The organism is Thalassobacillus cyri, from assembly GCF_900107755.1.
Classification (GTDB): Bacteria; Bacillota; Bacilli; order Bacillales; family Halobacillaceae; genus Thalassobacillus; species Thalassobacillus cyri.
This window is the reverse complement of sequence record NZ_FNQR01000009.1, coordinates 143,879-165,353: the sequence shown is the minus strand read 5'-3', so window position 1 is coordinate 165,353 and position 21,475 is coordinate 143,879. Positions and strand designations below refer to the sequence as shown.

General features: G+C 43.3%; 20 protein-coding genes. 6 read left to right on the top strand and 14 right to left on the bottom strand.

Annotated elements, in window-relative coordinates:
- Positions 1-26 precede the first annotated feature (26 nt).
- From BLV00_RS12410 to BLV00_RS12370, 9 genes are all read right to left on the bottom strand, one after another.
- Positions 27-1,247, bottom strand: coding sequence for a dihydrolipoamide acetyltransferase family protein (locus BLV00_RS12410; RefSeq protein WP_093045290.1), 1,221 nt, complete (start codon positions 1,245-1,247; stop codon positions 27-29).
- Between the two features lie 15 nt (positions 1,248-1,262).
- Positions 1,263-2,261, bottom strand: a complete 999-nt coding sequence (locus BLV00_RS12405) for an alpha-ketoacid dehydrogenase subunit beta (protein WP_093045289.1) — start codon at positions 2,259-2,261, stop codon at positions 1,263-1,265.
- Positions 2,243-3,328 (bottom strand): pyruvate dehydrogenase (acetyl-transferring) E1 component subunit alpha, encoded by a 1,086-nt coding sequence (gene pdhA / locus BLV00_RS12400; protein ID WP_093045288.1) that lies wholly within the window; start codon positions 3,326-3,328, stop codon positions 2,243-2,245. Before pdhA ends, BLV00_RS12405 begins: the two co-directional genes overlap by 19 nt.
- A gap of 34 nt (positions 3,329-3,362) precedes the next feature.
- Positions 3,363-4,469, bottom strand: a complete 1,107-nt coding sequence (locus BLV00_RS12395) for a Leu/Phe/Val dehydrogenase (RefSeq protein ID WP_093045331.1) — start codon at positions 4,467-4,469, stop codon at positions 3,363-3,365.
- 70 nt (positions 4,470-4,539) lie between these two features.
- Positions 4,540-4,938 carry a thioesterase family protein gene (locus tag BLV00_RS12390; RefSeq protein WP_093045287.1) on the bottom strand — a complete coding sequence of 133 codons (399 nt, stop codon included), beginning with the start codon at positions 4,936-4,938 and terminating at the stop codon, positions 4,540-4,542.
- Positions 4,939-5,043: 105 nt separating this feature from the next.
- Positions 5,044-5,838 (bottom strand): ABC transporter ATP-binding protein, encoded by a 795-nt coding sequence (locus BLV00_RS12385; protein WP_093045286.1) that lies wholly within the window; start codon positions 5,836-5,838, stop codon positions 5,044-5,046.
- Positions 5,822-6,838, bottom strand: a complete 1,017-nt coding sequence (locus tag BLV00_RS12380) for an ABC transporter permease (RefSeq protein ID WP_093045285.1) — start codon at positions 6,836-6,838, stop codon at positions 5,822-5,824. Before BLV00_RS12380 ends, BLV00_RS12385 begins: the two co-directional genes overlap by 17 nt.
- A 19-nt stretch (positions 6,839-6,857) precedes the next feature.
- The gene (locus BLV00_RS12375) at positions 6,858-7,847 is read right to left on the bottom strand and encodes an ABC transporter substrate-binding protein (protein ID WP_093045330.1); all 990 of its coding nucleotides are present in this window, start codon (positions 7,845-7,847) and stop codon (positions 6,858-6,860) included.
- Positions 7,848-8,228: 381 nt separating this feature from the next.
- Positions 8,229-9,194: an NAD(P)H-dependent flavin oxidoreductase gene (locus BLV00_RS12370; RefSeq protein WP_093045284.1), complete on the bottom strand. Its 966-nt coding sequence runs from the start codon at positions 9,192-9,194 to the stop codon at positions 8,229-8,231.
- Between the two features lie 69 nt (positions 9,195-9,263).
- Between BLV00_RS12370 and BLV00_RS12365 the strand changes: the two genes are divergently transcribed.
- On the top strand, positions 9,264-9,773 hold the full coding sequence (locus BLV00_RS12365) for a gamma carbonic anhydrase family protein (RefSeq protein WP_093045283.1): 510 nt from the start codon (positions 9,264-9,266) through the stop codon (positions 9,771-9,773).
- A gap of 229 nt (positions 9,774-10,002) precedes the next feature.
- Here the strand turns inward: BLV00_RS12365 and paaX are convergent, their stop codons facing one another.
- Positions 10,003-10,881 (bottom strand): phenylacetic acid degradation operon negative regulatory protein PaaX, encoded by an 879-nt coding sequence (paaX, locus tag BLV00_RS12360; protein WP_093045329.1) that lies wholly within the window; start codon positions 10,879-10,881, stop codon positions 10,003-10,005.
- A gap of 130 nt (positions 10,882-11,011) precedes the next feature.
- Positions 11,012-11,584: a M15 family metallopeptidase gene (locus BLV00_RS12355; protein WP_093045328.1), complete on the bottom strand. Its 573-nt coding sequence runs from the start codon at positions 11,582-11,584 to the stop codon at positions 11,012-11,014.
- Positions 11,585-11,773: 189 nt separating this feature from the next.
- On the opposite strand from BLV00_RS12355, the gene BLV00_RS12350 reads away from it, so the two are divergent.
- The gene (locus BLV00_RS12350; protein WP_093045282.1) at positions 11,774-13,234 is read left to right on the top strand and encodes a hypothetical protein; all 1,461 of its coding nucleotides are present in this window, start codon (positions 11,774-11,776) and stop codon (positions 13,232-13,234) included.
- Between the two features lie 125 nt (positions 13,235-13,359).
- The gene (locus BLV00_RS12345) at positions 13,360-14,037 is read left to right on the top strand and encodes a serine/threonine protein kinase (protein WP_093045281.1); all 678 of its coding nucleotides are present in this window, start codon (positions 13,360-13,362) and stop codon (positions 14,035-14,037) included.
- Positions 14,038-14,102: 65 nt separating this feature from the next.
- Here the strand turns inward: BLV00_RS12345 and BLV00_RS12340 are convergent, their stop codons facing one another.
- From BLV00_RS12340 to BLV00_RS12330, 3 genes are all read right to left on the bottom strand, one after another.
- Positions 14,103-15,644 (bottom strand): BCCT family transporter, encoded by a 1,542-nt coding sequence (locus BLV00_RS12340; RefSeq protein ID WP_093045280.1) that lies wholly within the window; start codon positions 15,642-15,644, stop codon positions 14,103-14,105.
- Between the two features lie 135 nt (positions 15,645-15,779).
- Complete coding sequence (locus BLV00_RS12335) at positions 15,780-16,826, bottom strand: ArsR/SmtB family transcription factor (RefSeq protein WP_093045279.1); 1,047 nt, start codon at positions 16,824-16,826, stop codon at positions 15,780-15,782.
- A gap of 127 nt (positions 16,827-16,953) precedes the next feature.
- On the bottom strand, positions 16,954-17,298 hold the full coding sequence (locus BLV00_RS12330) for a hypothetical protein (RefSeq protein WP_093045278.1): 345 nt from the start codon (positions 17,296-17,298) through the stop codon (positions 16,954-16,956).
- Between the two features lie 250 nt (positions 17,299-17,548).
- Here BLV00_RS12330 and BLV00_RS12325 point away from each other — a divergent pair, with 250 nt between their 5' ends.
- From BLV00_RS12325 to BLV00_RS12315, 3 genes are all read left to right on the top strand, one after another.
- On the top strand, positions 17,549-19,894 hold the full coding sequence (locus BLV00_RS12325; protein ID WP_093045277.1) for a M14 family zinc carboxypeptidase: 2,346 nt from the start codon (positions 17,549-17,551) through the stop codon (positions 19,892-19,894).
- Positions 19,895-20,101: 207 nt separating this feature from the next.
- Complete coding sequence (locus BLV00_RS12320) at positions 20,102-20,668, top strand: YiiX/YebB-like N1pC/P60 family cysteine hydrolase (protein ID WP_093045276.1); 567 nt, start codon at positions 20,102-20,104, stop codon at positions 20,666-20,668.
- Positions 20,669-20,735: 67 nt separating this feature from the next.
- A complete protein-coding gene (locus BLV00_RS12315; RefSeq protein ID WP_093045275.1) occupies positions 20,736-21,368 on the top strand; it encodes a spore coat protein in 633 nt (210 codons plus the stop codon).
- Positions 21,369-21,475 lie beyond the last annotated feature (107 nt).

Sequence of the window (21,475 nt, the reverse complement as noted above, 5' to 3'; positions counted from 1 at the left end):
CCATAATCAATTAATAAAAATTCTTATCATTTCAAGTCAATTAATAGTAAATACGGACGTTCAATTAAGGCCTGCACCCGGTTGGTAAACGCAACAGCCGTGCCACCGTCTGCCACTCGATGATCGAAAACCATCGAAATATTCATCATGGAACGGATCGCTATTTCATTTTCATTAACCACCATCGGACGCTTTTTTGTTTTATGAAAAGCCATCAGTCCGACTTCTGGATAATTGATGATCGGGGTAGCCCCGATACTGCCTCCCAGCGGGCCGACATTGCTGATGGTAAATGTGCTTCCTGTCATTTCCTCTCGCTTCAGTCGATTCTCGCCAGCTTTTTGTGTCAATTCTTTCATCTCTTCATGGATAGTCTGCAATGACTTCTTCTCTACATTTTTAAGTACGGGGACAATCAGTCCCTCTGCTGTATCCGTAGCAATTCCAATATGATGCTCTTTTACCAGCCGGATGGCTTCGTTCTCTTCATCGAGCCTGGAATTGAAAACCGGAAACTCCTGAAGCGCCACGGATACTGCTTTGATAAAAAAGGCTGTCGCGGAAATAGCCAGTTTTTCCTGCTTCAGTTCTTGTCTGATATCAAGCAATTCGGTGACATCTATTTCTTCAAAGTGGGTGCAATGTGGAATAGTGAAAAGGGACTGCGTCATTTTATTAGCAATCTGCTTCCTTCTTCCCCGGAATGGTATCATCTCCGACTCATCCACTGATTCCACACTTACCTTTTGCTCTTTAACCTGATGGGAGTGCTCAGGTTCCGGTACAGCAGCGAAGCGTTTGACATCGTCTACTGTAATCCTCCCCCTGACACCTGTCCCTTTCACCTGTTCAATATCTACATCAAGCTCGCGGGCCACCTTTCTCGTGTATGGAGCAGCCTTGACACGCCGGTCCGGAGCGGTAACTTCAAAACTTTGCACAAACGGTGTTTCTGCTTTCACCGGTTCTTTCTCTATTTCCAGCGTAGCGGCGGTTTCCCGCTCCGCTTCTCGGGCTGTTTCAAGCACTACCACTGTAGTCCCGATGGAAATGGTCTTTCCTTCTTCCACTAACAGTTCCTTTACGACCCCTTGCTGCGGGGCCGGGATTTCCGCTGTCATTTTATCCGTAGAAACTTCTACCACCGGTTGATCGACAACCACCTCGTCCCCAGGCTTCACAAGAAAATGTGTAACCTCTGCTTCGGTCATCCCTTCCCCGATATCATGAAGCTTTATCTCAACCATCGTCATCCTCCCCTGTTAAAACTTGATCACCTTTTCAATCGCATATTTCACCCTTGCAGGTGTCGGCAGATATTCATCTTCGAAGCTGAAAAATGGAACCGGGGAATCAAAACCTGTTACCCGCTCGACTGGAGCCTTTTGATACAGGAAAGAAGTATCATTGACGATAGCCAGCACATCGTTCCCCACTCCTCCTGTCCCGTGGGCTTCATGGACAATGACTGTCCGCCCGGTTTTTTGGACAGATTCGGCAATCGTATCCCGGTCGATTGGATACAACGTTCGGAGATCGATAAGTTCACAGGAAACACCTGTCGCTTCCATCTCTTTTACTGCCTGAGCGGCGACGGGTACCATTGCCCCCCAGGTGATGACAGTTACGTCCTCCCCTTCCTGGACCTTTTTCGCTTTCCCGATTTCAACCGTATATTTCCCTTCCGCTACTTCTTCCCTCGAAGAACGATAGCATCGCATCGGTTCCAAATATAAAACAGGATCAGGGTCTTCGATAGCGGCAATCAAAAGGCCTTTTGCATCCGATGGCGAAGCGGGACAGACGACTTTCAAGCCCGGCATATGTGTAAAAATCGCTTCCGTGCTGTCGGAATGAATTTCAGGAGCCCGAACCCCCGCCCCATAAGGAGCACGGATTACGATTGGTACGGTGTAATGTCCCATTGTTCTGGAACGCAGCCGTGAGGCATGGGTCATGATCTGTTCATAGGCAGGATAAATGAAGCCAAGAAACTGAATTTCGGCTACAGGTCGAAGTCCGTTAACCGCCATCCCAATTGCCGCACCGATGAATCCCGCTTCACTTAGCGGGGTATCCATGACACGATCCTCCCCGAATTCTTCCTGCAGGTGATCGGTCGCCCGGAATACACCGCCGTTCTTCCCGACATCTTCTCCAAGCACCAGCACCCGGTCATCTTCTTCCAGCATCGTGCGCATCCCATCTGTAATTGCCTGGACGAGGGTCATCGTTTTCTTCTTTACTGCTGTTGATTCCATACTGGAACCCCCTTTTTCGCTTGGAAGTATTGCTGCTTTTGCTCCTGGAGCTGCCAGGTAGGTTCCGCAAACACATGATCAAAGATATCGTTAGGATCAACAGGCGGAAAACTTTCCATCTCAGCAACTGCAGCATCTACTTCGTGAGCCGCTTGTTTCTTAACTTCTTCCGCCCACTGTTCATCAAACCAGCCTTGATTTTTTAGCAGACGTTCCACCCGTAATACAGGATCTGCCTCTTCCCGTCTTCGTTCACTTTCCAATTGGTCCCTATATTTAGTCGGGTCATCTGCGGTGGTGTGCGCCCCATAACGCCATGTCACCGCTTCGATCAACGTCGGCCCTTCCCCGCTGCGCGCACGGTCAAGTGCTTTCAATGTTTCAGCGTAAACAGCAAAAACATCGTTGCCATCCACCCGGACCCCGGGCATATCATAAGCCAGGGCTTTTTGGGCGATCGTTTTTGTATTCATTTGTTTTTCCATTGGAACAGAAATCGCATAGCCGTTATTCTGATTGAAAAATACGACTGGTGCGTCAAACACACTCGCCATGTTTAAACCTTCATGAAAATCCCCTTCTGAGGTTGCTCCGTCACCAAAGTAGACGATGGCAGCGTTTTTGGACCCTTTCCGTTTTTCCGCAAAAGCTGCTCCTACCGCATGCGGCAACTGGGTGGCAATCGGAATTCCAGGGGGAAAGATATTCTTCCCTTCAGGCGGGATGCACCCTTCGTTTCTTCCATTCCAAAACAATAAGATATTTTTCAGGGAGTGCCCGAAAGTCATCGTCGCCCCATGATCCCGATAAGATGGGAACATCCAGTCATTCGTTTCCAGAGCCATCGCACTCCCGACCTGGCTTGCTTCCTGGCCTTCAAATGGAGCGTAAGTGCCGATCCTCCCCTGGCGTTGCAGGCTTATCCCCTTCCTGTCAAACGTACGAATGCGGATCAGCTGTTGGTAGAAAGTTCTAGTCAGCTTCTCCGTCACCACTTCTTTGTATTCTTTTTCCTGGACATTTCCATTTTCATCTATCCACATTTTTATAGGAAAGTCATTTTCCATCGAATCACCCTTTTTTAAGGCATTAACTACTTGGTTAATTTCGCACGGCCCATTTCGGCCGCTTCATATGACTGAAGAAGCTATTGCGCTGGGCACGGGATTCAATCCGTCTTTCACATAACAAATTAGAAGCTTCTACTGTACAGATGCCGCTATCCATCGATTCCTGAAAAACATCCAATAATGATGTATAGATAGCTTTCGTTTTTCTCAAGACCCTTGCCTTGTTCGGTTCATATAATTCATCTGCGACCTGAATCAATCCGCCTGCATTGACGATATAATCAGGGGCGTAAAGGATGCCTTTTTCCTGCAATGTCTTCCCATGATGGATATCCAACAGCTGGTTATTCGCCGAACCTGCCACTGCTCTGACCTTCAGCTGCTCGACTGTCTCATCATTGATGACACCGCCAAATGCACACGGCACGAAAACATCAGCTTCCACATGATAAATCTCTTTATCATTGACTACTTTTACAAAACCGTTATATTCTTTCGCTTTTGATAACACCTCATCGATGGCTGACTGGTTGATATCCGTCACATACAGATTGGTTCCTTCTTGAAGAAGGTGCTCAGCAACTTTAGCACCAACTTTGCCTAAACCCTGGATGGCATAGGTTTTTTCTCCCAGCTCTTTGCTTCCCCATACCGCCTGGTTCGTGGCTTTTATTCCATAAATGACACCTAGAGCAGTAGGCACAGATGAATCGCCACTGCCTCCATATTCTTCTTCCACACCTACAATGCAGTTCGTTTCTTTTAAAGCATGCACAAAATCTCCAGGAGTGGTGCCCATGTCTGTCCCTGTGTAGAAACGCCCATTCAATGACTCGACAAACTGCCCAAACGCGCGGAACAATTCCGGGTTTTTATCTTTTGCCGGATCCCCGATGATAACAGCTTTTCCCCCGCCAAAATCGACATCGGCTGCAGCACATTTGTAGGTCATCCCTTTGGACAGGCGCAGAACATCTTCCAATGCTGCATCGACACTCTCGTAAGGCTGCATCCTGCATCCGCCAAGAGCAGGCCCAAGGGTTGTGTTGTGAATCGCGATAATTGCTTTCAACCCTGTCGCTTGATCGTTACAAAACAACACTTGCTGATGCTCACTAATACGTTCAAACATATCCATATTCATCATGAGTCCCCCTTTTGCAATACTTCCCCGGTAAGCGCTTTCATTTATGGCTAAAAGAATTTATCTATGTTTTATTCTCCACCCGCAGTATTTCTCTAATTTTTACTTTAGGAAGGATGACTTGCTTCACTTCTCCCGTGCCAATGATATTCCCATCACTTTCTGCCACCACTTCCGTGACCACTATATTACGCTTTATTGCTGTCACAGTAGCGGTTATATCAATGGTGACCCCCTCTGGAGCAGGACTGACATGTTTGACCGAGACAGCACCACCCATCCCTTCTTCACTATCTTCCAGATAGGGCAATATAATCTTCCTCGAAGCCCATTCCATATAATATACTAGGGATACCGTGGAAAAAGTCGGGTGGACGACCTCACCTCCAAATTGTGCGAACATTTCACTCGCCACTTCCGTTTGGATGGCAGCTGATTGCCCTTCCCGCATGCCTGGCTTCATCATGCTCCCCCCTTATCCTGAATTTCTACCAAACTGCTCTCTATGTATCCTGGCCAAAAAAATACCAGATCCGGTGATTTTTTTGACAGGGATATTTGCCACCGATCAACTTAGCAATGCGCGATCGTTAGCCATCTGTTCGCCTCGGATCCGCTGGAACTCAGCCATCAATTTGTCTACGGTAAGGTGCTTCTTCTCTTGCTCGTCAACTTTCAAAATGATTTGTCCTTTATCCATCATGATCAAACGGTTGCCCAAATCTAAAGCTTGCTGCATATTGTGGGTCACCATCAAAGTAGTCAGATTATATTTGCCTACGATTTCTTTGGTCAGGTTGGTGATCAATTCTGCTCGTGATGGGTCAAGGGCAGCTGTATGCTCATCCAATAACAGGATTGCAGGCTCTGTAAATGTCGCCATCAATAACGACAACGCCTGCCTTTCCCCACCTGAAAGCAGTCCTACTTTTATATTCAGCCTGTCTTCCAGCCCCAAATGGAGCGTCTCCAATACTTCCTTGAAGTAAGCCCGGCGACTTTTAGTCACACCTTTTCGAAATGTCCTTCTTTTATTTCTGGAATAAGCCATTGCTAAATTTTCTTCGATTGTCATTGCAGGCGCGGTTCCCGCCATCGGATCCTGAAATACTCGCCCAATCAGCTTTGAACGCTTATACTCAGGAACAAGGCTGACATCTTTTCCGTCAATGCGCACCATCCCTGTATCTGGAAGCAGCACGCCGGAAATGATATTCATCAGCGTGGACTTGCCTGCACCGTTACTCCCGATGACCGTCACAAAATCCCCGGAATTCATGGAAAGGTCAACATCGTCCAGCGCTATTTTTTCGTCCGGTGTGTTTTCATTGAATACCTTGTGAATTCTATTTAGCTGCAGCACGTTGCTCTCCCCCGCTTTCCATTGGTATATCCATCATGATTTCTTTATGCTTCTGTTTCTTACGTTTCTTTTCACGGTGGCTTTCAATCATTTTTGGTAAGGTCAAAGCTAAAATAACGATGGTAGCTGTAATCAACTTCATATCTCCAGTTTCCAGGAATTCAACACGGAGTGCCAAACTGACAACGATCCGGTAAATGATTGCGCCTCCAACCACAGCAAGCGTAGTTCTTGCAATCGTTTTTGTACCGAAAAGTGCCTCTCCTATAATTACAGAGGCAAGCCCGATGATGATCATGCCGATACCCATTCCGACATCGGCGAAGGATCCGTACTGTGCAATCAACGCTCCTGAAAAAGCGACCATGGCATTTGATAATCCAAGTCCCAGGATGACAAGCATATTGGTATTAGCAGAAAAGCTGCGGATCATCCGTTTGTTGTCTCCCGTTGCCCGGACAGCCAGCCCGATTTCTGTCTTCAAAAAGCGATCGGTTGTAAACTTGATCAATAAGGTAACGATAATCATGAAAAATAATATTCCCCAGGTAGAAGGCAAGCTGTCACCTAAACCTATCAATTCCAAACCTTTATTCAGCATTGGATCGATGCCAAGTTTTTCCCAGAACGAAGAGACAGTAGTAAAAGCTGTCTCTTCATTGAGTAAAGGTATATTCGATCTTCCCATTATTCTGAGATTAATAGAGTAAAGCGCAATCATCATCAGTATCCCGGATAATAACGCATTTATTTTTCCAATCGTATGAAGCATTCCAGTAATACAACCTGCCAGAAAACCGATGACTAAGGCAATGACAGTAGCAAAAAACGGATTGGTGCCATTCACAATCATAACGGCTGCTACTGCAGCACCAGTGACAAAGCTGCCATCAACAGTCAGATCGGGAAAATCCAGGATTCGGAATGATAAGTAGACTCCTAAAGCCATGATTGCATAGATGATACCTGATTCTAGTGAACCAAAGATTGCCGTAAACAAGTTGAATCATCCTTTCCACTTATTCTCCCTCGTAGAACTCAGCGGTTTCGCCCCATTCCTCCTTGATTTCCAGACCTTGAGCTTCCGCTGCTTCTTTATTAATAACCAACTTCAATTTTTTAGGATAAGAGACTGGAATATCGGAAGGCTTTTTGTCTCCGTCCAATACTTGTGCGGCCATTTCACCAGTTTCATAGCCAAGGTCTTTATAGCTGAATCCACTACCGGCTACCGCACCAGCTTTGACAGAATCCAACTCACCCGCGAACATCGGGATGTCCTCTTTTTGGGCGACATCTATCACGGATTCCAATGCAGAGACAACCGTATTATCCGTAGGGATATAGATAGCATCGGCACGGCCGACCAGTGATTCTGCCGCTTGTTTTACTTCAGCAGAAGTTGAAATAGATGCTTCAACCAATTCAACATCTGTGTCTTTTAAGACGTCTTTGATGACATCAACTTGTACGGTGGAGTTTTGTTCACCAGAATTGTAAATGACACCGATTTTCTTAGGTTTCAATTCATCAACGATAAAATTAATAGTTTGAGGGATAGCATCTGGATGTGTATCAGAGGTTCCCGTAATGTTTTCACCTGGTTCATCGAAAGACGCAACTAGATTAGCGCCGATCGGATCGGTGACCGAGGTAAAAATAATCGGAATATCTTTGGTTGCGTTCAAAGCACTTTGAGCACTAGGGGTTGCATTAGCAAAAATCAAGTCTACTTTGTCCCCGACAAAGTTGTTGGCAATCGACTGGGCATTGTTCATATCACCCTGGGCGATTTGAACGTCGTATGTAACATTTTCTCCTTCGACATACCCATTCTCAGCTAAAGCTTCTTTGAATCCTTCAAAGGCTGCATCCAATGATGGATGTTCCACAATCTGCGTAACACCAATTGTCACTTTCTCATCACCTGAAGCATCACTATTACATCCGACAAGTAAAACCATACTTGCCAACAGCAATATCACTACACCAACTAATCCTTTTTTCATCTTGGTCCCCCTTAAATTTTTTATCATAACAGGAACACTTTCCGGCATCCGCCTCCTAAGTATTCCTATCATTAACTATTCAGATTAATATGATAAACAACATGCATAACGTGTTATTACCGTTATATTATCATCAGCATCAGATTACGTCAATTTGTTTTCAGAATATTTCCTATTGTTTTATTATTATTAATTCGACTGAAATCCTCATTCTCCTGCATGATTAGCGGAGATAAGAATCTTTGTGGAAACTTAGAAATACTTGGCTTATCGCCAAGTATTTCTAGTGAAAGCCTTCGTATTTTCTTATACTTAAATCCATTAACAAAGTTAAAATTTGTTAAAGTAAAAAAAAATCCTGCAGCTAAAATCAGCTGCAGGTCATTTTACATACGTGGAAAGAAAATTTTTATGTAACTGTTCTATCCTTGCATAAGCAACGTCCATCATGGACTCGATAAGCTCAGCAACAGTCGGGACATCGGTAACTAAACCGGATACCTGGCCGCCATTAATAAACCCTTCTTCCAAACGTCCTTCCAGGGCACCAATTTTGTGATGATCTTCTGAGGTCATTTCATTGAATTGTTCTAATAAAACGCCACCTTTTTCATAATCAAGCAGCTTCTGGCTATACGGAGTATTCATGACTCTACGCACACGCCCGACCGATCGTCCGACAATCACTGTATCATTTTCATGAGCTTCTATCAGCGTACGTTTGTATGCTTCATGAAATGGTGCTTCTTGCGTGGCAATCAGTCGTGTGCCTATCTGTACTCCGCTGGCACCTAAAGTAAGAACTGCAGCCAGCCCTCTACCATCCCCGATACCGCCAGCAGCGAGTACAGGCAGATCGACTGCATCAACAATCTGAGGGATTAATGTCAACGTAGTCAACTCAAGGTTCGAGTTGATCCCAGCTGCCTCATAGCCTTCTGCGACAATGACATCCGCCCCTGCCTGTTCGGCTTTGACCGCTTGCTTGACCGAGGCAGTGACGGTAATGATTTTCTTACCATGCTCCTTCAAGCGGGGGATAAGGGGCGCTGGGTTACCCGCGGATAAAGACACCACAGGCACATCATGTTTGATGATAAGTTCCATAATGTCTTGTAAATAAGGGGTGACCTTGATTGCAACGTTGACAGCAAACGGGCGATCGGTTCTCTCCTTTGTTTCTATGATAATTGGTTCTAATTCTTCCGGTGACATCGTTCCTGCAGCGATCGTGCCTAAACCACCAGCTTTCGAGACAGCGACAGCAAGTGGGGCATTACTGATATTGCCCATCCCCCCTTGAATGATTGGATAGCGAATATTCAATACATCACAAACATGCTTCATAATTTTCCTCCTTCGTATAAATAATGTTATAATATTTTTAATCTTTACACAACGATAAGGAGGAAGAGCATGATCCATAATTATGCAGGAAAAAAGCCGGAAGTAGACACTTCGGTGTTCATCGCGCCCGGAGCCCACGTGATCGGAGATGTATCCATTGGCAAGGAATCAAGCATCTGGTTCAATGCTGTATTACGAGGAGATGAAGCACCAATAAAAATAGGGGAAAGATGCAGCATTCAGGATAATACAACCTGTCATTTATATGAAGAATCTCCACTTATTGTGAAGGATGAAGTGACCGTCGGCCATAACGTCATCCTGCATGGATGTACGGTGGAAAACCGGTGTATCATTGGCATGGGATCTACAATTTTGGACGGTGCAGTCATTGGGGAAGAATCGATTATTGGTGCAAACACACTGATTCCACCCGGAAAACAAATACCGCCGAGATCCCTGGTTGTCGGGTCTCCTGGTAAGGTAGTCCGCGAGTTGAATGACAAGGATTTTGAGCTGATCCAGTTGTCGATCGATACATATGTTGAGAAAGGAAAAGAATACAAAGAACAAATCTAGTAAATAAACGGCTTGTTGCCATTATAGAGCCGGAAAGTCGAAGACTTGATTTCGAGATGTTTATCTTAATAACGGTCCGGTTGGGAATGACTCCCTTTCCCAGAACCTCCCGCTCCTCTCATGGTAACGGACCCCACTATCTCTAAACTGAGTCTTCAATTAAAGGGAGCTTAATTGTAAAATCAACACTTAAAGCCAAGCTAAAAGCCGTCTCTTGCGAGACGGCTTTTTAAGGTTCGATCATTAGGGGATGGTCCAGAACATTATAGGACTCATCTTTATGCTTGATTTCATTTCCTTCCTTGAAAACTTGCTCAAAGAATCGGGAAGCAGGTTCTGCCAACGTCCGGTAATAATCACTGAACAAAGAGGCTGCATGGTTACCCAGCCATTTCTTCGGCAGTAATTCCTCCGGCAGACCTGGATCCACAAATAGGAATTTACGGTATTCATGCACCAGACTTGTACGTTCTACAAAGCACTCTGCATCCGTCATTTCACCATTTTGAATCTTATTCCGATCGATGATGAACTTCTGACTGTAATAGGAAATGAACTCTTGATACTTCTCGTTGATCTCTTCTAAATTCCAGCACTTCTCCACCAGTTTAGCATCATCATTAGGGCCTTTATACTCGGAAACAAAGAATTCGACGAAAGGTTCAATTTCGTATTTTTCAACTAAATCTTTGACCTGTTTTTCTAAATCATTCGGAGAAATCCACGTAGAGGTCGACATGGCTCCGAAACCGCTCCACACCAATTCTTTCCGGAACTCATCACGGGCGTTCCGCTTCGTTTCCGGAATGGTGTACATTAGCATTCGCCATTTGCCATCCCACTCTGCAGGCTTGAATTTGAAAATCCGGTCCGCAGCTTCTTCCATCCGGTTGACACCACGTTCTGTCAAATAATAATAACTTTTGTTTCCTTTTTTCGTCGATTCTACCCAACCTTGTTTATACATGCGGGAAATCGCTGCCCGGACCGCCTGCTCATTATGGCCGAATTCCTTTAGAAGGCTGATTAAACTGCCTATCCAGATTTCGTTGCCATAGTGGCGGATATAATCACCGTACAGGGTAAAGATCATTGACCGTGTATTCATGCCCATTCGCTTAACCTCTTTCTTTATGATCTATGATGAAATACTATAATTGTCAGAAAATAATGTTACCACAAACATGACGTTTTCGCAACGAAGTCCAGGAGTGACGTCACTAGGAAAGAGCCTATTTTTATTCACCCTCAGGGGATTGGGTTGAATCTTTCGGGACTTCCGGTCGGAACCCGTTTTTTAATTCACGGATACTGTAACCCATATCCATCTGAAAGTGCGGATAATCTTTGAAACGACGCCAATCTCCGCCCCAATCGAACCCTAGCTCCTTGGCTATTGCCACGACTTCCATCCAATCGGACTTTCCGTTACCATTACCGTCATATTCCGTATCCCATATCAGTTTTTCATTCTTATTGCGTAAGGCAAAATCAATCGCTAGTCCATAATTATGATAAGATTCGCCCCCTTCCGCATAGGTGACGATATTACCTTCTTCAGACCTTCCACGTTCATAAATCTCTTCTTGCTCCTCAATGGTACGGAACCCTTCGGTGATGACTACTTCAATTCCTTTTTCTTCCGCTCTGGCAACTAACTGATCGCGCTTTTCCGCCACAGTTGGATGGAGTTTAGTCGGCATCGGGGCGTCTCCTTCCCCTTTTGGAAAATCGAATTCTACATCGTCTTGCTCCAAATAAAAAACGAAAAATAGTACGATTGCCAGGAGTATAATCAAACTCCCAATCATACTGAGGAATTTATTAATCAATTCATCCCCTCATTTATTTAATATTTCCAGATGATAGTTATATGTAACATGACTCATTCTTTTATTTCAAATCATAGGCTCCTGGCAGGAGAGTTTTCATGAATAGTGCAGGAATCTACATATTTTTACAGAATTAATTATTATCTAGTTTTAACGGGGGATATGTAAATGAAAGAGAATGAAAACAACAGAAGCAAAGTTCAGATCGTGATGGCAGGGGCCATCATATTAGGTTTGTTCATAGGCACCCAATTTTTTATGGGTGACCCGGTGATGGATGCATCTATCCCGGATACAGAAGCAGAAGACAAAAAAGAACAGGAGATAGACTTACCAGCCCAATGGATAAAAGTGGATTCTAAAGAGAAAGTTTATGAGCACTATGAAAAATACATTCCTGGTATAAAGACGGCGAATGAACGGGGACTTTTCCAGGAAATCGATCAGACGCTATCTATAACCGATCATGACGGTGAAGTTCATTTGGATAAAATCTGGTTTTCGAATCAGGCAACATTTTTATTTTACAGTTTGGACTTAGAAGGATTAAAGCAGCTTTCCAGCAACTATCAGGATATCGGTTTGAACCGTATGACAATCGAATCATTGGATGGAGAACTTTTCAGGCATCCGCCATCACTGCATTCGGCATTCTCCACTGAAGCAGTGGTCCATGATGGAAAAGTATTCCTGTTGGCCACAGCCAGTCCTTTTATGGATGATCAAGGGCAACCCATTGAGAAAATGAATGAAACTGTTTCCATTGATTTTAACCTTAAACTTCCAGACAGTACCTACAAAACCCGTGAAACCACCTTACAACTGGAATATGACCTGAAAGATAACCAGATAGCTTCGATTCCAGTAAACCAGACATTGAGTCTGGGGGACACTGCCCTTCAAGTGAAAAACATCAATCTGGATGTAATGTCGACACAGATTGAATTTTCGCTTGCCAAGGACCAAGCCAAACCGGCACAATTAGAAGGAAAATTAAAGACAGGGGATAGGGAAGAATCTTTCCATGCTTATTTTGACCCTATGCGTCAAAATGACCAGCCTCAACAAACGGAGTTTTTTGCGCATACCAGACCATATACAGAAGTACCAAAGGAGATGACTCTAGCGATTGTCCAAAGCAGTTCGGTCAGCGATCAATCATTCACTTTGGAAGTAGACGTTTCTGATTATAATGATGACTGGATAAAGGATGAAGACACCCCCTATCGATATACCAAAATAGATAAAGAAAACGCTGTAAAAGTAGCCGAAGTGTTCCATACAGAAGTGCTGTTGGATCAAGTCGAATATATCAAAAAAGATGGAGCTCAGTTCACTATCCGCTACCAGCCGCTTAATGAAGAAAATCCCAGTGAGTATTTATCCGTAGAATCACCTAGTTTTGCGAGCGAAAATCCATGGATGGATACTAATATTGAGGTAGAAAATGAAGAAAAAGAGGATCCCCTCTATTCCGGGGGAAATATCATGAGGAGAGAAGAAGATAGCTATACTTTCATGATCCCCGATTCCTATCTCCTCAGGTCGGAGCAACTGACTATTAAAGTCAGTGACCTGCTTCACACCAAAGAAGTAAATAAATCAATTACTATAGATACGAGTAACTAATCATTGTTAAGCTGTCGGGGCTGCATGTTCAAAAATAAAAAAACCTACTAATATGACGCCCTTCGTCCGAATACTATTATTATTCAGTAGGAGATTTCATCCTAACAGAAGGGCGTTGGTCAAAAATGTCCAAAGATTGGCATGCAGCAGCTAGCGCATTATCCAATATTAAAGTCAGTTCCTCACCTGGCAATAATCCGGTAGCTATTCAAGGAAACTCACAGCATTTAAAGTGCATAGGTGTCGGGACAGATGCGGCTGTATTCCGGCATAAAGAAGTACCATCAGTGGCATTTAAACTATACGCTGGTGATAAGCTCTATAAAAAGGACATCGAACAGCAGGTTTATGAAAAACTTAGCGGCATACCAAATCTATCAAAATTATATGATACCGGAAACCGCTACCTGGTTTTACGGTATGAACCAGGACCGACCTTATATGATTGTCTTTTACAAGGCATCCATATACCATTACAAGCCATTCAAGATGTAGAAGAAACAAGAAACTGTATTAAGAAATACGGCCTGAATCCAAGAGATATTCACCTAAAAAATATACTCCTGCAAAATGGCCGGGCCAAAATTCTCGATGTTTCTGAATATATCAACCCGGGCAACGACTACCGCTGGGAGCACCTGAAAAAAGGTTACGATGCATACTATCATTATATTGATGGGAAGCCCGTTCCTTTTTGGCTGCTGGATACGATCCAAAAATGGTACAATCACTCAACAAAAGACGTAGACACCATAGATGAATTTATGAAAAAGATATCGAAGCTTACATTGTTTTGGAAATAGTATCTAAAGAGGGCTGGCGCACTCCGGTGCACCAGCCCCTTTTATTAATTATATTTTCCTTTGAACTATCCTTCCTTTTTTGGAGTAAGAGGTTTTCCTTTATCCTTGAAACGTTTCTCCTTCTTTTCTTTCGCCATTTCCTTACGTGCCGCCTTGAAAAATGACGCTCCCATAAATAGGACTACGACCGAAAATGGCAGTGCAGCAATAATCAGCACATTCTGCAAGCCTTGGGTCCCGCCAAAATAGACAATGATGGCAGCCATTGCTGACAATGTCAGACCCCAAATGATTTTGACAGCACTCGAAGGATTCAAGGAACCCCCGGCACTTAACATGCCAAGTACAAATGTTGCCGAATCAGCAGAAGTAATGAAAAATATCGCTATAACAAAGATAGTGATGAACGACATCAGCGACCCTAATGGATATTGTTCAAGCACTCCGAATGTGGCTGTCTCCATGGCGAATTTAGAAATTACAGCCATTCCATTTTGCTCCAGATTCAACGCTGATACTCCAAATACAGCAAAGAATATAAAGCACACAAGGGAAGGAACCACCAATACTCCAAGCATGAACTCTTTGATGGTACGGCCTCTGGATATCCGGGCAATGAAGATTCCTACGAAAGGCGACCATGATATCCACCAGGCCCAGTAAAAGATTGTCCAGGCATTAATCCACGACCTGTTTTCTTCATTCAAAGGTGCGATACGGAAACTCATATCAAAGAAGTTGGTGATATAACTTCCGAGCGTACTTGTAAACATATTCAAAATATACAGGCTTGGTCCGACTATGAATAATATTATCAGCAATAAGAATCCGAGCCCCATATTGATGTTGCTTAAGTACTTGATCCCTTTGTGGATCCCTGACCAGGCAGAAATGATGAATAATGCTGTTGCTACAGCTAATATCAGTAATTGAAAACCGTAGTTATTCGGAGTATCAAAAAGGAAGGCCAACCCTTCGTTAATTTGAGCAGAGCCAAAACCGAGCGTCGCTGCGACACCAACTACAGTAGCAAATACTGCTAACGTATCAATCAGCTTACCAGCTATGCCTCCCATGCTCTTTTCACCGAACAACGGAACCAGCGTGGCACTGATCAAGCCGGGATATCCTTTATGAAATTTAAAATATGCAAGGACTAATGCGACTACGCCATACACTGCCCAGGCATGCACACCCCAGTGGAAAAAGGAATACTGAAGCGCATCCTTGATAGCCTGATCCGAACCCGTTTCTGCCACAGGGGCATTTTTAAAAGCATGGGAGATCGGTTCCGCAGTTGTCCAAAAGACCATTCCCATCCCCATCCCTGCACTGAATAACATGGCAAACCAGGTGGGTAAGCTGAAATCAGGACGTTCATTGTCTTTTCCGAGTCTGATTTTACCAAAACGGGAAAAAATCAAATAGACACAAAAAACTAACATCACCATCACGATCAATAGATAATACCAGCCAAACACATTCGAGATATAGCTGGTTACGTTACTAGAAACCGACTCTAAATGATCCGGAGCAAAAACTCCCCAAAGCACAAAAGCCGTACAAATCGTAATAGAATACCAAAAAACTAACGTTACGTTATTCATAGCTCCTCCCCTTAATTATGTAATCAGATTTCGTAGTGTTATAGCCTTATATACATACCACTATTTCATCCAAATCAAACGATTACATAAAAAATAAAAGAATGAGAAAAAGAGCTTTAGCCCCAGCAAACCTTCTTATAAGTGACCCAGGTATTGATCCATTTCCTTTGGAAGTGATGCCAACGCTTGTTCCTGAACATAGTATCCGGATTTTTCTGCTGCTATAAGCCTGGCAGACTTCAGGATTTTCAGGTGATGATGTACCGTAGTTTTACCCATCTGTAATTCGGTGGTCAACTCTTGGAGCGAACGAGGTTGTTCACTGAGCATCTTCATGATCTTCAACCGAACTTCATCCCCTAACGCTTTATATTTTAATACGAGCATCTGATTAGGAATATAGTTGTCTTTCGGATGCAAGCTTTCATTCGCAACCGGATAATAAAAAACCTTTACTCCTTCCAAATCAGCTTCCACATTCCAAGGACGATAGGTGTATTGAGGAATCAGAAGAACTTTGTATACACTTGGCTCCGGCAAATAGCTTATGCCATTTGTCGCCCACTCTACAAACGGTTCGGAGCCAAGCTTTTTCATCATTCGCTGCTTATCTTCCACGTCTCTTTGCAACATAGCATGCAGCTCTTCTTCTTGAGGTTTAATCACTGTCTCAAACCATCCTGCCATTACACCTGCGAGGTGGCTTTTCAACTCGTCTGCCCCTACTTTACAAATAAACTCAATATATGTGGGGAAGAAAGGATTATTGGATGTAAAATCCTTTAACTGATCAATCGCTTCCCCTGCTCCTGAAGCAGCCTTTTCCCTGAGGTCTTGCTTATCTTGCCCTATATAAGGAATACAAAGATACCTGATTTCTTCATCCGATAGATTTTTCAGATACGATCTGAAAGTCTTTAAGTCCGTTGTACCGCTCGCATGTAATAATTGCAGCAATGCTTTCCAGGTATTGTTTTTTTCTACATACTCCAGATGTTCGATCATTTCTTCTGATAATGAAGCTTTAATAGTCTCCCAATAACCCTGAGGCTGTTCCAATGTTTGGATCAACGACTTATTTGTAATTGCCGCTATACCCAATGCGCTTTCCCATAACAACGAGTACTCCACTTCCACACGGTAAGTTTCCCGCCCCTTATTGCTTGTAGAAAATAATTCCATATTTATCACCTCTACCTTATTCTATATGGATAGAATCAATAATTCAACATATTTAGAATTATTTATTTAAAAAATTTAGAATATTTATTCTGCCATAAAAAAAAAGAACGCCGTTAAAGGCGTCCGTTTACCTGCTAATGTTTTCAACGCTTCCCCCAAACTCCTGCGAAAATCTGTCTGCCATCGGTTCAATCACTCCAAGGTTCCACGTTTTGCGTCTATTATTATGTATGTCTATCCAGAGCCTTGCTTTCTTCGGCCAATAGGTTATTTCTAAGACGCCCGTTTCATCTTGTTTCTTGATATGCCAATGTACAGAACCCTTTTTAGTACTTAGTGTCGTCTTTTCGGATATGATGAGGTCAAAATCGGTTACGATCGCTTCGATTTCCTCACTTATTACGTCCTGATCCATTAGTTTAACCTTATGTAGCTTAGAATCTATAATTTCATAAGTGATCAGTTGATTCACCTCCCCTTAATTATCATCATGTAGTTATTTCACGTGGATGCTTAACCAAATTTTAACACATTTTTGGAGGAGGTTTATAAACCACATACAAAAACAGGCATTTATTTCTAATTCATTTCTCCTTATTTGTAAGGGTTAAAAATTCCTATAGAGATAGGTCATTTTATTGATTTTGGATTATCTGAGTGGAAGATTATTGAATTTATATTCATAAGTATAGTTGAATATTTATGAAGGGAGAGATTTACATATGCAAAAAATAATTATTCGAGCGCTCTTGTTGGCCGTTATTGTTATGGGGCCATTAGCTATTGCTTCAACAAAAGCAGTTTTGGCAGACCAGCAGAAACAAAGTCCGTTTAATTCGGAACACTATGATTATGTTACTTATGAAGAAATAGTGGAACACCTGAAAAGGATTGAAAAAAACAGCAACCGGGTATCCTTGGAAGTCGTGGGACAATCGACGGAAGGACGTGATATATACGCTGTTACGATCAGTGACCCGGAAGCCAAAGGAAAATACGGCAAAATCCAGGCACTAAGAAATAAGATGTTCCAAAATCCTGAAGATGCACAAAACTGGGTGGACAAACATCCAGACTTCAAGGTTCCGATCATGATTGATGGATCTATCCATGGTAATGAGTTCGTCGGCTCTGATGCTGTTTTGAAGCTGATTGAGCGTTTTGCTTTTGAAAACGATCAGGAGACAAAAGAGATTTTAGAAAATAACATCCTGATTTTCAACGCCATCGTAAACCCTGACGGTCGTGTAAATGCCACCAGGTATAACGCGGAAGGAATCGACTTAAACCGTGACTATATTACGCAATCCCAGCCGGAAACAGAAGCATCCGTGAAGCTGCTTACAGAGTGGAACCCGATGGTTTTCCTGGATTTGCATGGATATGTCAATTATTCAGATGAGAAGCCTGGGTTAATCGAGCCTACTACCCCACCACATAACCCCAACTATGAATATGACTTATATTCCAAGTGGGCACTTGACCAGGCAGAAGCGATGGAAGCAGAAATTGTAAACAATAAAGAAAGTTATGAAACTGACTTCTATCAAAATATTGAAGGTGTGCACATTCCCGCCCGGGACGCAGCATCCGGCTGGGACGACTACCCACCTATATTCGCACCAATGTACGCGATGTATCATGGTGCGTATGGAGCGACAATCGAAGCCCCATCCAACACTTGGGATGGAGTAGAATGGCAAATTAATTCCGTTATGGGTGCTTTGAAATTTGCTACGGAAAATAAAGATGAGATGATCAAAGACCAGATTGAAATTTTTAAAAGAGGCATCAATTTTCAGCACCCTGACCATGAGAAAGGGTTCTTCCCGGAAGCTTACGTGCTTCCAACGGATAAAGTCGATCCTAACTCCACGCTTAAAGCAATCGAGCATTTACAGCAGAATGATATTGAAGTAGAAAAAGCAAAGCAAGCTTTCACCTTGAATGGGAAACCATATGAAGCTGGAACATTCATCGTTTCTATGAATCAGGCAAAAGCCGGTCTTGCAAACACAATCCTATGGGATGGCGAGGATATCAGTGATGATACTTCCGCTATGTATGATATATCTGCCTGGAGCTTCCCAGAGTTATGGGGGTTCGAAGCAATACCAGCTCAAGCAGAACCTGATGTCCAGTCCGTGGAGATCAATAATATTAAGGCAGATGGAGAACTTTCAGGCAAGGGGCCTTACCTGATCCCAAATAGCTCAACTGAAGCTGTTTCCCTTGTAAATGAGCTGCTTCAAAATGGAGGGGCAGTCTATAAGGATACCAATGGTGACTTTTATGTAGAAGACCAGCCTGGCAGCAACCTGCGTACGCTTGTCAAAGATTCAGGGCTGACATTAGATACAAAAGAGATTCCTGCCCAGGCAGAACCCTTGAAAAATGTTGACGTGGCGATCTTAAAAGATGGAGGCATTTGGAAATCACAATCTCATTCCGGAACTAAAATCGCTCTTGAAAAGTTAGGGTTTGAGGTTGATGAAATCAGTCCTCAACAAGTAGCAGAACAAGGTTTGGCCGGCTACGATGTGTTCGTATACAGTGGTACTGAAAGTCTGATTTCGTATCAGCTATCGGAAGCCAACCAGCCATTCGGTTTAAAGAATGCTCAGCAATTCGAAACTTTCCAACAGCAGATAGACAACTTTGTGACAGGTGGCGGGAAATATATTGCTGTCGGAGCCGGTGCATCTAAAGCTACAAAAACAATCGGGCTTACAGATGTCGCTATCGAGACCGGACCACGCAATAGCAATGGAATCGTGAAAGTAGACTATCTGGAATCTCCCTTAACTGCAGGTTACGTCAGCAACGATATCGGCTTTGTCTACAATCCTGTATGGTACACCAACCTGAATGATCAGACTTTGGCAGCCTCTTTTGCGGAAGCTGACTTTTTCCAGGCAGGTTTCTGGAAAAATAGTGAAACAGCAGCCGGTGAAGCTGTCATTATTCAGGAGAAAGATAAAGATGTGACGTTGATCGGGTTAGAAGCTGGATTCCGTGATCATACTTCTCATCTCTATCGTTTGCTTTCCAACACAATTTTTGAATAACGATTGTGACCCTCTCGTGATGGAATTCGAGGGGGTCTTTCTATGAACATGGTATAGGAATGACAGAAGAAACATTTGTCTCATGAATCTTTTTTGTAAACACGTTTTTCACCTCGAAAACAAGCAGAATCACCGATTTTTTTAGTTGAGTTTTACTTCTGATTGCCCTACGATTGACTTAAACTATTGTCAGAAAGAAGGACACGTATGAAGAAGCCGTCTGTACTCACCTTATTGCTTAGTCTGGCTACTGGTCTTTTTGTATTTTTATTAAGACCCCGGAAAGCCCGGGTTCCCATCGTTCATAATGATTCAGCTACTTATCCAGGAACCAATATAGCTATTTCACCTGGTGATTTGTTGTTTTCTCCAATTGGACAAAGTGAATCGAAGTACATTGGCCACGTGGGTATCGTAAATCAACACAGGGAAGTCATCCATTCGATACCATCCGGTCTCATGAAGGACAGCATAAGCCGCTATTTTCAAAAATTCCGTTCCATATCGATCTATACTCCGAATGAACCGGAAGTCGGTGTAAAGGCAGCCGGTTACCTGGAAGAACTATATAGAAAATATCCAACAGCTGCCTACCGCATCATGACTCCGCTTGGCAGTGTGGATCATGAGCAGTATTGTTCAAAAATCGTGTGGCAGGCTTATTATTATGGAGCTGGAGTGAATCTAAAGAATCTCTCCCCTTCCAGAAAAGCCATTCATCCAGAATGGCTGAAAGACAGTAATTTTTTGGCTCGGAAAGCTAAAAACCTATAATCCTTCCTACATAATTTTCCTTACCTTGCTAAAAATAAGGAAGAAGTTATGATATGGAGGGAAAAATATGCAAAATCAAAATCAAATGAATCAAGCCCAAATGAATGGCAGCCAGCAGGTTTCTTCCAATATGCCCCCCAATATGAGTCACGGAGGGCACGAGCTTTTTGATGCGCACGAAGTAATTAGCGGAGTGATAGGTATGCTCGATCAATATAAAATGTTCGAGCAGAATATCCAGGATCCCGAGTTAAAAGACATTTTAACTCGACAGGAAAATTTCACTACCGAGCTTTATAACACCATGACGGAAAGCTTCAAGACTGGCCAAAAGCCATCGCAGTCCACCCATGTCTACAAAATGACACTAAACAATGATGTCGTTTATGGGATGAAACCAGGACAGCCAAAAAAACCTGCTCAAAATCCGACAGAACTGACTGATGCCGAATACTCTTCATTCATGCTTGGTCAGGTGAAAGGATTGGCATCGACCATGGCGATGACTGCGCTTGAAATGACGAATCCTGTGTTGCGAAGAGTTGTTGCCGACAGCGTACCGAACTTAATTGAAATGAGCTACGAGCTGTTCTTATATCAAAATAAGCATGGCTATTACCAAGTACCACAGCTTGCCCAGCAGGATATGACACAGATGCTCCAAAGCTACGCGCCTGCTCCCCAGCAACCATTGAATTAATAATAACGTAAGCTAACAGGGTCATTTTTAGAAATCAAAACGTTTTTTTACAGATCAAGTTAGAAGATTATGTTAACTCTAATGTTGTTATTTGCATAAGAAGAAGG

Bases quoted from the DNA above. Each gene is read 5' to 3' on its own strand.
- BLV00_RS12410 (WP_093045290.1), bottom strand. From the start codon at position 1,247: ATGGTTGAGATAAAGCTTCATGATATCGGGGAAGGGATGACCGAAGCA.
- BLV00_RS12405 (WP_093045289.1), bottom strand. From the start codon at position 2,261: ATGGAATCAACAGCAGTAAAGAAGAAAACGATGACCCTCGTCCAGGCA.
- pdhA (WP_093045288.1), bottom strand. From the start codon at position 3,328: ATGGAAAATGACTTTCCTATAAAAATGTGGATAGATGAAAATGGAAAT.
- BLV00_RS12395 (WP_093045331.1), bottom strand. From the start codon at position 4,469: ATGGATATGTTTGAACGTATTAGTGAGCATCAGCAAGTGTTGTTTTGT.
- BLV00_RS12390 (WP_093045287.1), bottom strand. From the start codon at position 4,938: ATGAAGCCAGGCATGCGGGAAGGGCAATCAGCTGCCATCCAAACGGAA.
- BLV00_RS12375 (WP_093045330.1), bottom strand. From the start codon at position 7,847: ATGAAAAAAGGATTAGTTGGTGTAGTGATATTGCTGTTGGCAAGTATG.
- BLV00_RS12370 (WP_093045284.1), bottom strand. From the start codon at position 9,194: ATGAAGCATGTTTGTGATGTATTGAATATTCGCTATCCAATCATTCAA.
- BLV00_RS12365 (WP_093045283.1), top strand. From the start codon at position 9,264: ATGATCCATAATTATGCAGGAAAAAAGCCGGAAGTAGACACTTCGGTG.
- paaX (WP_093045329.1), bottom strand. From the start codon at position 10,881: ATGAATACACGGTCAATGATCTTTACCCTGTACGGTGATTATATCCGC.
- BLV00_RS12355 (WP_093045328.1), bottom strand. From the start codon at position 11,584: ATGATTGGGAGTTTGATTATACTCCTGGCAATCGTACTATTTTTCGTT.
- BLV00_RS12350 (WP_093045282.1), top strand. From the start codon at position 11,774: ATGAAAGAGAATGAAAACAACAGAAGCAAAGTTCAGATCGTGATGGCA.
- BLV00_RS12345 (WP_093045281.1), top strand. From the start codon at position 13,360: ATGTCCAAAGATTGGCATGCAGCAGCTAGCGCATTATCCAATATTAAA.
- BLV00_RS12340 (WP_093045280.1), bottom strand. From the start codon at position 15,644: ATGAATAACGTAACGTTAGTTTTTTGGTATTCTATTACGATTTGTACG.
- BLV00_RS12335 (WP_093045279.1), bottom strand. From the start codon at position 16,826: ATGGAATTATTTTCTACAAGCAATAAGGGGCGGGAAACTTACCGTGTG.
- BLV00_RS12325 (WP_093045277.1), top strand. From the start codon at position 17,549: ATGCAAAAAATAATTATTCGAGCGCTCTTGTTGGCCGTTATTGTTATG.
- BLV00_RS12320 (WP_093045276.1), top strand. From the start codon at position 20,102: ATGAAGAAGCCGTCTGTACTCACCTTATTGCTTAGTCTGGCTACTGGT.
- BLV00_RS12315 (WP_093045275.1), top strand. From the start codon at position 20,736: ATGCAAAATCAAAATCAAATGAATCAAGCCCAAATGAATGGCAGCCAG.